12 protein-coding genes are annotated in these 11,929 nt (G+C 51.3%); 6 read left to right on the top strand and 6 right to left on the bottom strand.

All coding sequences use genetic code 11. The annotated features are described in order from the left end of the window. Positions 1 to 269, bottom strand: a 269-nt coding sequence (locus ABYW01_RS05325) for a hypothetical protein (RefSeq protein WP_372831467.1), incomplete at its 3' end; no start/stop codon positions are given. A gap of 345 nt (positions 270 to 614) precedes the next feature. On the opposite strand from ABYW01_RS05325, the gene ABYW01_RS05320 reads away from it, so the two are divergent. The 4 genes from ABYW01_RS05320 (at position 615) to ABYW01_RS05305 (ending at position 4,176) form a co-directional block, all read left to right on the top strand. Next, the gene (locus ABYW01_RS05320) at positions 615 to 1,214 is read left to right on the top strand and encodes a TetR/AcrR family transcriptional regulator (protein ID WP_372831466.1); all 600 of its coding nucleotides are present in this window, start codon (positions 615 to 617) and stop codon (positions 1,212 to 1,214) included. Between the two features lie 180 nt (positions 1,215 to 1,394). Next, positions 1,395 to 1,991, top strand: coding sequence for a hypothetical protein (locus ABYW01_RS05315; RefSeq protein ID WP_372831465.1), 597 nt, complete (start codon positions 1,395 to 1,397; stop codon positions 1,989 to 1,991). Between the two features lie 13 nt (positions 1,992 to 2,004). Next, positions 2,005 to 2,913 (top strand): sterol desaturase family protein, encoded by a 909-nt coding sequence (locus ABYW01_RS05310; protein WP_372831464.1) that lies wholly within the window; start codon positions 2,005 to 2,007, stop codon positions 2,911 to 2,913. Positions 2,914 to 3,000: 87 nt separating this feature from the next. After that, complete coding sequence (locus tag ABYW01_RS05305) at positions 3,001 to 4,176, top strand: aromatic ring-hydroxylating dioxygenase subunit alpha (protein WP_372831463.1); 1,176 nt, start codon at positions 3,001 to 3,003, stop codon at positions 4,174 to 4,176. 44 nt (positions 4,177 to 4,220) lie between these two features. On the opposite strand, the gene ABYW01_RS05300 is transcribed toward ABYW01_RS05305, so the two are convergent. The 4 genes from ABYW01_RS05300 to ABYW01_RS05285 form a co-directional block, all read right to left on the bottom strand. Further along, positions 4,221 to 4,781 carry a hemerythrin domain-containing protein gene (locus ABYW01_RS05300; RefSeq protein ID WP_372831462.1) on the bottom strand — a complete coding sequence of 187 codons (561 nt, stop codon included), beginning with the start codon at positions 4,779 to 4,781 and terminating at the stop codon, positions 4,221 to 4,223. 213 nt (positions 4,782 to 4,994) lie between these two features. Next, positions 4,995 to 7,226: a bacteriohemerythrin gene (locus ABYW01_RS05295; RefSeq protein WP_372831461.1), complete on the bottom strand. Its 2,232-nt coding sequence runs from the start codon at positions 7,224 to 7,226 to the stop codon at positions 4,995 to 4,997. A 538-nt stretch (positions 7,227 to 7,764) separates the two neighbouring features. Continuing rightward, positions 7,765 to 8,625, bottom strand: a complete 861-nt coding sequence (gene fghA, locus ABYW01_RS05290; protein ID WP_372831460.1) for an S-formylglutathione hydrolase — start codon at positions 8,623 to 8,625, stop codon at positions 7,765 to 7,767. Between the two features lie 40 nt (positions 8,626 to 8,665). After that, the gene (locus ABYW01_RS05285) at positions 8,666 to 9,784 is read right to left on the bottom strand and encodes an S-(hydroxymethyl)glutathione dehydrogenase/class III alcohol dehydrogenase (protein ID WP_372831468.1); all 1,119 of its coding nucleotides are present in this window, start codon (positions 9,782 to 9,784) and stop codon (positions 8,666 to 8,668) included. 163 nt (positions 9,785 to 9,947) lie between these two features. On the opposite strand from ABYW01_RS05285, the gene ABYW01_RS05280 reads away from it, so the two are divergent. Then, the gene (locus ABYW01_RS05280) at positions 9,948 to 10,850 is read left to right on the top strand and encodes a LysR substrate-binding domain-containing protein (protein WP_372831459.1); all 903 of its coding nucleotides are present in this window, start codon (positions 9,948 to 9,950) and stop codon (positions 10,848 to 10,850) included. A 73-nt stretch (positions 10,851 to 10,923) separates the two neighbouring features. Continuing rightward, positions 10,924 to 11,400, top strand: a complete 477-nt coding sequence (locus tag ABYW01_RS05275; RefSeq protein WP_372831458.1) for a DUF6882 domain-containing protein — start codon at positions 10,924 to 10,926, stop codon at positions 11,398 to 11,400. A 74-nt stretch (positions 11,401 to 11,474) separates the two neighbouring features. On the opposite strand, the gene ABYW01_RS05270 is transcribed toward ABYW01_RS05275, so the two are convergent. Continuing rightward, positions 11,475 to 11,929 (bottom strand): alpha/beta fold hydrolase (locus tag ABYW01_RS05270; protein ID WP_372831457.1); only part of this gene is annotated, 455 nt, incomplete at its 5' end.

The following is an 11,929-nucleotide window of genomic DNA, read 5'->3' as shown; positions in this document are numbered from 1 at the left end:
TGATCACGATCGAGCTGGGACAACACTTGTTCACGGTTATAGCGTGTTTCTAATGGATATCGGATCAAACGGTCAGCATGACGTTCATCAATACCATCGACAATCTGATCAAAGACTTGTTTATACGGAGGGGGGGCTTCTGGATACAGCACAGCGAGTGTAGCGGCCGGCAACGGCGCAACAAGCATCGGTAAGCAGATAAGCAAACCAAGCAACAGCTTCAGGTCAAGCCATCGCTCTGGTCGTAAAATCCTTTTTAAATCAGCCATACAGCGGCAAGTTACCTAAATACAGAGATTATTGAATGATCGATAGTTTAAATGTATCCGCAGAAGTATAACGCATGCGAAACATTTTGCTGAAAACCACTGAAGATCGATCAAGTGCAGCAAGGGGTAAGACGACACGCCGACATCCTTATTGAACTAGTTAATAACATATCATTTCGACAGGCAGATTTCCCTTACTTATGCGGTAATCCTATCGTTACCCGACAAGAGAATTCCTATAAAGGAATTTCGTATAAGACGCTACAAAATACATTGTCATTATTGACAAAAAACAATGCCGCAATATAAGCTGTCATTAATGACAATTAAATATCGAGTGAACATATGGGACGCCCTAGTAAAAAAGAGGAACGTACTGAAGAGATTTTGCTAGCCTTCCAGCGGTGTGTATCCCGCTTTGGACTAGAAGGCAGCACACTGGAGCGCATTGCGGAAGAAGCCGGACTCAAGCGCAGCCTCGTTCGCCACTTTGTTGGAAACCGGGACGAATTGGTGGCGATGCTGGCAGACCGGGTGATTGACCAGTCCAATGCCCAATGGGACGAGTTCCTCGCTTATATGCCGCCACAGCACGGCTGTGACTACCTGCTGAACGGCCTGTTCAACGAGCATCACAGTGATCCTGCTTTCGTGTTGGTGATCGAATCTCTGATCTTTGCCGCCGGACGAGACGCCACTCTGCAGAAGAAAATGCAAAACTGGATGCAGCATTTCTCCGCAACAGTCACCGCAATTCTCAGGCACGATTATCCGCAAGCCCGCGAGCAAGACATAGCCGCAGTCTCATTCGGGCTGGTGTCACTGTATTTTAATCTGGACTCGCTTTCGCCATTGGCGATGACTGATATCTATCGTGTACCTGCGCGCCAGGCTGCTGAACAGCTTGTGCGCTCACTGAAATCGTCTCAAGAGGCGATCGAATGATGAGCTGGACCGCAATACTTGGAATCATCCTATTACTCTGGGTGACATACGACCTGTTCTCTGGAAGAAGCTGGTTACACCGAGAGTTCCACCGTAGCGAAGAGCCTTTTTCTTACTGGAGCACCCTTCTGCTCTGGCTGCTCGTCGCACTGTCCTGCTTTTATTGGGAGACCTGAAATCATGGCATTACCAAAACGCAATTTAGGCCTGCGTATTCTCTATGGCATCTCTATGCTGGGCATGTTTGGCTTCCTCTTTTGGCAATCGCTACCGCTTGATGCGAACGGCAACAACCTACTCTCCAGTGAGAAATCCTCAGTGGTGACGCCATCAACCGCAACAACACCCAAGAAACATTACCAAACCGTAAAACACGACACCCGAAAGGTGGGCGGCATCACCACCACGCTGGATCTCAGTAAGCACCTAAACAATCAGATCGATCAACACTGGCTGGACTTTGCCCATTCACCTCTGGCCGCCGATCTGTCCCAACACAATCAGCAGGTGTATGCGGTTTATCACAACTACGATGAGCAACGTTCAACCGTGCAGTTAACATTAGGATTTGTTCATATAAAGGATCGGCAATACAGCTCTGAGGTCACGTTAGCGGCGGGACGCTATCTCAAACTGCCACGCACAAGCGTACTCGAAGGGTGGCAGCAGGCTGAGACGTTGCCCGAAGCCCTGCGCTTCCAGGCAGATTACGAAATATATCAACTTGCCCCTGACTTCCAACCGGAAAGCCAGATCACATTTCTAGCCCTGAAATAAGCGGAGAGCATTGATGAGTAACGCTAACTGGCTTGAATACATCGAATTCATGTCGTTCAACATATACGACTGGGTCTTAGTTTTCGCCGCGCTATTCCTGAGTTTAGAGCTGCTTAATGAACTGATCACCCGGCGCTTTACCGGCGAACGATTTCTGGAAACACTTTCAAGCCTCTTTACGCAGGCTCCGTACTACTTTTTAGAGTTTACTGTCTTTGGCGGTGCGGTTTATCTCTACTTCAGCATCTATGAGTTGATCCCCTGGAAGATCCCCGTGAACGGTTACAGTGCCCTGCTCGTACTCTTACTGGCCGACCTGACATACTATATCGAACACTACGCAATCCATCGGATCCGCCTGTTCTGGCTGGCGCATTCAGTCCATCACAGTTCCGGCGTCTACAACACCGCCACCGCGTTCCGCTTCAGTCTGTTCGATCCGCTGGTGTCCGTACTCTTCCATCTGCCATTAGTATTGATGGGCTTCAACCCAATTCTGATTTTCGCCGCTGAAGTACTGGTACAGGCCTACCAGTTCTGGATCCACAACGAGATGATCGGCAAGCTTGGCCCGCTGGAATGGTTCCTGAATACCCCATCACACCATCGGGTTCATCACGGCAGTGATAAGCAATATATCGATAAGAACTTCGGCGGCATCCTGATTATCTGGGACCGACTCTTCGGTACTTTCCAGAAAGAGGAGTCACTGCCCAATTACGGCCTGACAACACCGATGACCAGCAAAAACCCAATCACCGTGCAGTTCTATGAATTTCCACGGCTTTACAAAGATCTGGTCACCGCACGCAACGGTTCAGAATTCATCGACTATTTATTGCGTCCGCCCGGCTGGCACCCCAAACCGTCTCCCACTAACGCCTCATCCGTTGAGAGCCATGGACCACAGCCGGGGCGGTAACCCATCGGTTATGAATGGGTGATATTAAGGCCAGAGGTCTGTCAGAACAGAGCCGAACATCAGATCCCTTATTGCAACAGGAGCAGCATGATGCCAATCCATCACGAGGGTACCGAACAAGTGATTAATCTACCCAAATCAGCCTACACCTCAGAGGAATGGTTTAAGCAAGAGCAAGCCACCCTCTTTGAGAAGAACTGGCAATTCACCGGATTCATTGAAGATATTCCTGAATCCGGCGATTTCATCACGGTTCAGGCCGGGCGGTACAGCTTGATCGTATTAAAAGGTCCCGATGGCCAACTGCGCGCCTTCCACAATATCTGCCGGCATCGCGGCACCCGGTTATTACGACCTTGCGGCACGGCGGGAAAAGCGATCACCTGCCCCTACCATGACTGGAGCTACTCGCTGGAAGGGGATCTGATCGCCGTGCCTCAGCAAAAAACGGAATTTCCCGATCTGGATAAAAAATCACTGGGGCTACACAAAGCGCAAGTGTGTATCTGGTTGGGGATGATTTGGGTTCACCCTCTGCCAGACGCTGAACCAATCGAGCAGTGGCTGCAGGGTGTGGACAACTACATCGGCCCACACCGCCCAGAAGAGTTAGTCGAATACCCGGAAGGCGCGACAGATCATGAGATCAACGCCAACTGGAAACTCGTCGTGGAAAACTACATCGATGGCTATCATCTGGCGCACCTGCATTCCGCAACACTCAATATGTACGATCATCAGAAACAGGAGACCGGTTTTATCGGCCCACACTTCACCTTTTACGAACCGCTACAGGCTGATTACGCCAAAAACCTGAAGGACAAAAGCCCTCTGCCAGCGATTGATCATTTTACTGACGATCAACCCCTAGGGGCTTATGTCCCAATGCTGTTTCCAAACCTCGGAATTACTGCCACAGAAGACTCATGGTCGATCTTCCATATCATTCCATTGGCATCGAATCGCACCCGAGTGATTACGCGTACGCGAATTAAAGCGGTGTCTGATTGGACCTATCTCTGGCAAAGCAGTAAAAGCTACAGCCAACAGCAGACAGGGGGAGGAAAGTACAAAGAGGGTATCGGGTCAGATGACCCAATGATGAGCGGTGACTTTATGGCAGAAGATATTTACGTCTGCGAACAACAGCAAAAATCACTGGAGTCCCCACTGTTTTCAGTCGGAGCAACGGCAAAGCATCAGGAAAAATCGATCCGCGATTTTCAGAACATCATCTTGCAGCAGATGAACGCCAGCGGCTAAAGCCGCTGGGGCGTTTCAGTAACCGATTTCAGTAACAAAGGTGATCAGATGTAATTAGGGATGCTGACATGGGTATGGCGCATATGTAACGACAACCCCAGGGAAGACAAACCACGCTCACCCAGCAATTTCGCAGAGAGCGGCAAAAACTCCTGCTCTTCAAAGTTTGCGTGTGCCAGATAGTCATCTGCCAGTTTACCTGCCGCTTCCTGATCCAAAGAGGCCGGTTTGCCTTTAGAAAGCTGCTTGATGTCACTTTCGATCGCTTTCCATTGTGCTTCCAGCGAACGATGCTCGCGGACCAACTGATCGATCATGCCCAACGCTTTTGCAGCATCATCACCACCTTTGCGGGATGAATCTTTTACCTCGGCAAACAGCTCCTGCTCCTCTTCACTGTGGTGTTCCAGCACCACATCACGAAAGAATGCATAGAGTTTTTTTGCTGAAGTTTTTACGTCGTCCTGGACTGGGTTTTCGATTTCAGTCAGCGACAGCGCCCGTAGACGTTCGAAATTATTGATAATGCCCACATGGCAATTGGAAAAGTCCGTCAATGGATCTTCGTTGCTTCCTGCACTGGCTGAGTTCGGCTCAGTAGTCATCGGTATGTACCCTCAGTTGCATATAGCGTTAGCTATTTCATATGCGGAATGCGAACTCTGATCCGGACCCGACCGGGATCTTTGAGTCTACCTTAATAATAGGTAACGACATCGAGGGTTGTTAATGACAAAAATCAATTGCGATACATCTAGACCAAAAAATATAAAATATATGTATCACTTATCCTTTGGGTATGAATGTGCTCCGATGCGTCACACGTCCAGAGCTCTGATTTTCACAGCTTCCTGATGACAACCATCGTCAAAACACACGACGCGGTTACGGCCAGATTCCTTAGCGAAATAGAGGGCCTGATCGGCCTGCTCCAACATATCGCCAATGGAGTTTGCAGTCGTTTCATCCCACGCAGTGACACCAATACTCACTGTCAGGGTATTCACCTTATCCTGGCCCGATAACTCAACCACTAACCTGCTGATCGCCACCCGAATATGGCTCGCCAGCTCAAACGCCTGCCTTATATCGGTTTCTGGCAACAGAATGGCAAACTCTTCCCCGCCCAAGCGGGAAATAATATCGGTACTACGAACCCGACCAAAACACGTTGAGTAGAAAGCACGCAGAACATCATCTCCCGCTGCATGCCCGTAGGTATCGTTAACACGTTTAAAGAAGTCGAGATCTAGCATCATGACGGAAAGGGGACGCCGATACCGCTGCGCACGCTCGACCTCTTTATCCGCCAATTCGTTGAACTTCCTGCGATTAATTGCACCTGTCAACGGATCGGTGGACGCCAGCATACGGAAACGTTCTTTCTCCCGAATACGCGCCTGAAGCTCGATATTCTGGCGGTGGTTACTCACGGCCGCAGAGACATCAGCCCGCAACAAACTGCGGCGACACTGTTCATACGCTAACGCCATCCGACCAAGCTCATCCTGGGCAAAATGTTCGGTAAAGCGTAGATCCCGCCCACCTTTAGCCAAACCGGTCATCGCGCGGGTCATGCGCTGTACGGGTTCAATCACACTGCGATTCAGTAACCAAGACAGCAGAATCGTCAGGCCGAGAATCACAGCGAGTACTGCTGTGGTGATATAGAGCCCACTCTTCAGATCATTCACTTGCTGCGTTGCTCGGCTATCAATCACCTGACCCAACTCATCAGCCAATTGTTTCAGCTCATCGATACGCGCGGAGGTCACGGCAAACCACATCTGTCCGTCCAGTTGCCGCAGCCGGCCATCCTGTATCGAACGGTTGATCAGACTTTCAAAACCCTGTGCACGTGTGGCGGCAGGGCCCTCAATCAATGACGCCCATTCTTGTTGTTGTTCCTGACTGGTGAACTGCCGGAAGACCTTCAGAAAGCTGCGTTGCTCCCCAATCAAGCTGGCATAAAGCTGATACAAGCCCGGCGAAAACTGCCCCTGTGCGATCGCCTGTGTCCCGATTGCTCGCTGTCGCCCAGCAGATTCCTTCATGTGCAACAGTGCCGTGTAAGCGGTCATGGAGTTGACCAGTTCTGACCCCATCTCCAACTGCAACGTCCCTTCGGGAATTTTCTGTAACGAATCTATCAGCGTGCTGTAGTAACCCAACGCTTGGGTAGCATTCAATGAATGTAGGTCAATCTGACTGCGCAGCGCTGCCAACTCATCCAGTTGGGCGGTGGTCATCTGGATCTGCGTCGACAACAGAGGATCGATTTCGGGCAACTGTTTAAGACGCTGAATAAACGTATCCACCGCAAGATTTGTCTGGGCGCGCTGTTCGAGTAACTCCTGCTGGAACTGACGATAGCCCGTGCTGATTACCCCGGTACTCAGGCCTCGTTCCGTCTGAAGGTTGTGGCTCAGATCATTAATTTCATGCACCACCTGAGTCACACTTACCAACTGCTGTACATGGTAGACGCGCTGAATACTGATCCATAACACCAGCACGCTTAGCAGGCTGACACCGATAATGGGGATCAGAGCGGTCAGAAAAATTCGACGGCCGAGCGTCAGTTTACTGCCCAACCAAGAGGTCAGCCGGCGCAGGCAGGACGGTTTTCGGTGGTTGCGGGTGCTTAACCCCTGGTCGTGAGCGAGTTGCGCAAAGCGCATATCCTCCCCCACGATATGATTCATCAGCCAGTCAAACAGGAACAGATTGATCTCGGCAGCCACTTCAGTGGTGTCCGCATTCAACAGCTCCCGCTTCAGTTCCGGAACCTTATCGATGAACTTACGATGCTGCCGGATATGAGCCTTGAGATCTTCATAGCCGCATTGCCGCATCAGCTCTTCTTCACGGCTGAAGTGCTCTACAACATAGACTTCGAGCCGCTCAAAGACATCTTCGATCACGGATGTGGCTTTGTTGTGCTCGATCGCATCCGAGATTTCATTGATCAACGAGAGGAGCATTTTGTGGTCATTGTCGATCGCATCGACACCCACACTCATCCCCTCGTCCCATTCTAATTTGTGCATCTGGCTATTCTTATTATCACACTGCGGTCTGCTACTTGACGACAACATAGTCATCCGAGGGGTTATACATGCGCCCAAGATGACCGTTCAAAAGATGCAAAGTATATACTTATTTGTAGTAGTGTTAAAACGCAGATGATTATTGACCCTATCTGTATTCACTGAGGTTAGAGCCACTCAGTCAAACAGTAAGGTGATCTTTACCCCTCCCACGCTAGGCTCCTGTTATCACATACAACAGAACCTTTTGAGTCCCATGAAAATGAATACACTGAGTGAGGGCACCTTAGCAACGAGTCTATCTATCGTTATCCTCCCGGCGCTAGCTGAAAGCGATGAATTGTAAATAGACCTCGGTTTAGGCGTAGGTTTTAGCCAGTCGATCTAGCAAGGTATCAACAACCAGGCAGAGATACTGCCAATACTCGAACTGTGTTTGGGAAACTTTTCCTTGAAGGATTGGAAGCCAGGTAATCTGGGAAAGATCGAAATAAACCCGGCAGAGTCAAGCGTGCCGGGTTACGTCGATAGGTAACAATCAGATCGGATTGTCTAATCCTAGATGTTGCGCATGAAAACGCAGGTGGGATTCGATAAAACTGGCGATGAAGTAGTAACTGTGGTCATACCCTTCATGACGACGCAGCTCCAGTGGATAAGTGCTGGCCTTCGCCGCCGCTTCCAGTGCTTCCGGACGCAGCTGCGAATTCAGGAAGTCATCCGCGTCACCCTGATCCACCAAAGTGGGCAGGTACTGCGCTTCAGTCGCCTGCTGCATCAGGACACTGGCATCATGCTGCTGCCAGCTGGCCTGATCGTCGCCCAGATAGGCGCGGAACGCATCCTGTCCCCACTGGCAATTCACCGGATTACAGATCGGGCTGAATGCTGAGACCGAGCGGTAACGGTTGGGGTTTTTCAACGCAATGGTCAGTGCACCGTGCCCGCCCATTGAATGACCAGAGATCACCCGCTGATCGGTCACCGGGAATAGTTCTTCGACCAGTGCAGGCAGCTCGTTCACCACATAATCGTACATGCGGTAATGCTGCGCCCAAGGTTCCTGCGTCGCATTGACGTAGAAACCCGCGCCTTTGCCCAGATCATAACGGTCTGCTTCATCAGCCACCGTGTCACCGCGAGGACTGGTATCCGGCGCAACGATGGCGATGCCCAATTCTGCCGCCACCCGCTGGGCACCGGCTTTCTGCATAAAGTTTTCATCGCTGCAGGTCAGACCCGACAGCCAGTACATGACCGGCACTTTCTCACCGCGCGCAGTTTGCGGCGGCAGGAAGATCGCGAAACGCATTTCGCAATTGAGGCTGGCCGACTGATGCTTGTACTGCTTATGCCAGCCACCGAAGCTACGATTCTGACTCAGATTTTCAACATGCATAAGGCACTCCATGCGGCCTCCGCAGAGGCCGCGCGCTCAATTATTTGTCGAAGTGAATAACACTGCGGATGCTTTTGCCTTCGTGCATTAAATCGAAGGCTTCGTTGATACCTTCCAGCCCCATGGTGTGGGTAATGAAGTCGTCCAGTTTGAATTCACCCGCCATGTAACGTTCAACAATCTCAGGCAGCTCTGAGCGGCCCTTCACGCCACCGAAGGCGGTACCACGCCATACGCGACCGGTCACCAGCTGGAACGGACGGGTAGAGATCTCCTGACCGGCACCGGCCACACCGATGATCACGGACTCACCCCAACCTTTGTGACAGCACTCCAGTGCAGACCGCATGACGTCGACGTTACCGATACATTCGAAGCTGTAGTCCACACCGCCGTCGGTCAGCTCAACGATCACGTCCTGAATCGGCTTGTCGTATTCTTTCGGATTGATGCAGTCGGTCGCACCCAGCTGGCGGGCCAGATCAAACTTGCTGTCGTTGATATCGATGGCAATGATACGGCTGGCTTTCGCCATCGTCGCACCGATCACCGCAGACAAGCCTATACCACCCAGGCCGAAGATTGCGACAGTGGCGCCCTCTTCCACTTTGGCGGTGTTCATCACTGCGCCCATACCGGTGGTTACACCACAACCCAGCAGACAAATCTCTTCCAGAGGGGCTTCTTTGTTCACTTTCGCCAGTGAGATTTCCGGCAAGACGGTGTACTCAGAGAACGTAGAGCAACCCATGTAGTGGTAGATCGGCTGGCCGTCTTTATAGAAACGGGTAGTGCCGTCCGGCATCAGACCTTTACCCTGCGTTTCACGGATCTGCTGGCAGAGGTTGGTTTTACCGGATTTACAGAACTTACACTCACCGCACTCCGGGGTGTACAGTGGAATCACGTGATCGCCCACCTGAACGCTGGTCACGCCTTCGCCCACCGCTTCAACCACACCGCCACCTTCGTGGCCCAGAATCGCCGGGAAGATACCTTCCGGATCTTCACCTGACAGGGTAAACGCGTCCGTATGACAAACCCCGCTGGCAACGATGCGTACCAGAACTTCGCCTTTTTGCGGCGGCATCACATCCACTTCTTCGATCGACAGTGGCTGGTTCGGTCCCCACGCAATCGCGGCTTTGGATTTGATCATTTTGTCACTCATGGCTGGCTGCTCCTGTTGTAATTGGGTGCCGGTTATCAACCCATCGGACTTTCAATCCGACAGGGATGTTAGTACGTACTATCCAGTTTAGTTCTTTCTTACAGAGCGATAATATAAGCTTTAAGCAAATCACTTTTACGAGAGAGTAATAATGTACAGCTGGGAAGGGGTGACAGAATTTGTGGCAGTCAGTGAAACCGGCAGCTTCACCAACGCCGCACAACGGCTCGGTATCTCCGTTGCACAGGTCAGCCGTCAGGTCAGTGCGCTTGAAAGCCGACTCGCCACCAAGCTATTTTACCGCACCACACGGAAGGTCACTGTGACCGAAGCCGGGCAGCTGTATTATCAGCACTGTCGCCAGGTACTGGACGGACTGGAAGAGGCCGAGCGCACCCTGACCAATATGCAGCGTACCCCGCGCGGTCAGCTCAAGATCACGGCCCCCACCACCTATGGTGAAAACCAGATCGCGCCACTGCTCAATAACTTTATGTGTGATTACCCTGACCTCCATCTGGAGTGCCATTTTACTAACCAGAAAGTGGATCTGATCGACAACGGTTATGATCTGGCGATCCGCCTTGGCAAACTGGAAGACTCCAGCCTGATGGCTAAACGCCTCGCCAGCCGTCGCCAGTTCGTCTGCGCCTCCCCCAACTATCTCGCGGCTAACGGCGAGCCACACCTGTTGTCAGAGCTTGAACAACACAACTGCCTGCGCGGGACGCTTGAGTATTGGCGTTTTCAGGAAAACAGGCAGGAACGCAATATCAAGGTCAGCGGCAATATCCACTGCAACAGTGGTCAGGCCCTGACCGATGCTGCGTTGAAAGGGTTAGGGCTGGTGCAACTGCCCGATTACTACATCCAGCCCTATCTGGAGGCCGGCTCGCTGATTGCCGTCCTACAGAACTATCAGCAGTCCGACGAAGGGATCTGGGCACTCTATCCCCACAATCGCCATCTCTCACCTAAAGTGCGAATGCTGGTAGATTATCTGGCAGACAATCTGAGCCAAACAAAACAACAAAAAGCGGGAAAATCGATCTAAAACGCACGTACCTGTAAGTCAGTCTATGCTTAATGCTGTAAATCCTTTCATCACAATCGTCTGGAGTTCCGTTATGACAGATGTATTTGCGAAAGAGGAATGGTGCTCAACGGTATCAGATGCGTGTCACTTTTTGACCGAACGACAAGACGCACTGATGCGAGATTACAAACTGGGGGAACACCAGCGTTTTGAATGGGATCAGTCATCCGGTGTTCTAACATTTTCCAATAACGGCGTCCCTGCAGTCAGGGCAAAGATTCAATTTGTAGGTTCGGTCTCCATACTCTCCAAAACCTGGCTTTGGTCATGGGCTAACCCCTCGGTTGACCAGACCGTTAAAGACCAGATGGAGTGGGTAAAAGGATACGGAGAAGAACGAAACTTTATCGCACTGACCAACGAACAATGGGAAGGTGACGATGACGACGGGTGGGAAATGACCTGTGTCGCTGCATTAGTGCTGAATGCGCAGGGCGCTTATCGGACTGAGTCGGAAACGGGCTACACCTATATGATTATCACCGACATTCAGTGGGTTTTGAACTGAACAAGCTATACATAATAACCGTCTTTGCAGACGAGATATGGGGAGCTATCCGCTCCCCTTTTTCATGCCCGTAATCAGGTGTTCGATTCCTGCAGGAAGTCGATCACCAAGCGGTTAAAACGGGTCGCTTGTTCAATCTGCGTCCAATGGCCACAACAGCCAAAGATATGCAGCTGCGCCTGTTTGATCTTACGTGACAGGTCTTCAGATACGTGCACGGGAACCACGGCATCATCCCGGCCATGAATCAGCAACGTCTGATGTTCCAGCGCCGCCAGATCCTCATCATCGATCACCAAGGCATCAGCCCAACGTTGATAGGGCGGTGGGAAGACCCGTTCAAACAACGCCTGCGCACCGGGTCGCAAGGTGGCCCGGTAACGCAGCTCGGCCAGTTCATCGGTGGCGATCGACTGATCCCATGCCATGATCTGAAGAATCTGCTTCATCTTCTCCAGTGAAGGCTTATAGCCCCAGAGTGTCATCAGATTTTCGTTCACCACAAACGGCTGCCCGCCGCTGCAGATCG

The sequence above is a fragment of the Pontibacterium sp. genome, from assembly GCF_041587635.1.
Taxonomy (GTDB): Bacteria; Pseudomonadota; Gammaproteobacteria; order Pseudomonadales; family Balneatricaceae; genus Pontibacterium.
This window is presented reverse-complemented; position numbering and strand designations above follow the sequence as displayed.

Excerpts from the sequence above, each read along its gene's own strand:
- ABYW01_RS05320 (WP_372831466.1), top strand. The coding sequence starts at position 615 with ATGGGACGCCCTAGTAAAAAAGAGGAACGTACTGAAGAGATTTTGCTA.
- ABYW01_RS05315 (WP_372831465.1), top strand. The coding sequence starts at position 1,395 with ATGGCATTACCAAAACGCAATTTAGGCCTGCGTATTCTCTATGGCATC.
- ABYW01_RS05310 (WP_372831464.1), top strand. The coding sequence starts at position 2,005 with ATGAGTAACGCTAACTGGCTTGAATACATCGAATTCATGTCGTTCAAC.
- ABYW01_RS05305 (WP_372831463.1), top strand. The coding sequence starts at position 3,001 with ATGATGCCAATCCATCACGAGGGTACCGAACAAGTGATTAATCTACCC.
- ABYW01_RS05300 (WP_372831462.1), bottom strand. The coding sequence starts at position 4,781 with ATGACTACTGAGCCGAACTCAGCCAGTGCAGGAAGCAACGAAGATCCA.
- ABYW01_RS05295 (WP_372831461.1), bottom strand. The coding sequence starts at position 7,226 with ATGCACAAATTAGAATGGGACGAGGGGATGAGTGTGGGTGTCGATGCG.
- fghA (WP_372831460.1), bottom strand. The coding sequence starts at position 8,625 with ATGCATGTTGAAAATCTGAGTCAGAATCGTAGCTTCGGTGGCTGGCAT.
- ABYW01_RS05285 (WP_372831468.1), bottom strand. The coding sequence starts at position 9,784 with ATGATCAAATCCAAAGCCGCGATTGCGTGGGGACCGAACCAGCCACTG.
- ABYW01_RS05280 (WP_372831459.1), top strand. The coding sequence starts at position 9,948 with ATGTACAGCTGGGAAGGGGTGACAGAATTTGTGGCAGTCAGTGAAACC.
- ABYW01_RS05275 (WP_372831458.1), top strand. The coding sequence starts at position 10,924 with ATGACAGATGTATTTGCGAAAGAGGAATGGTGCTCAACGGTATCAGAT.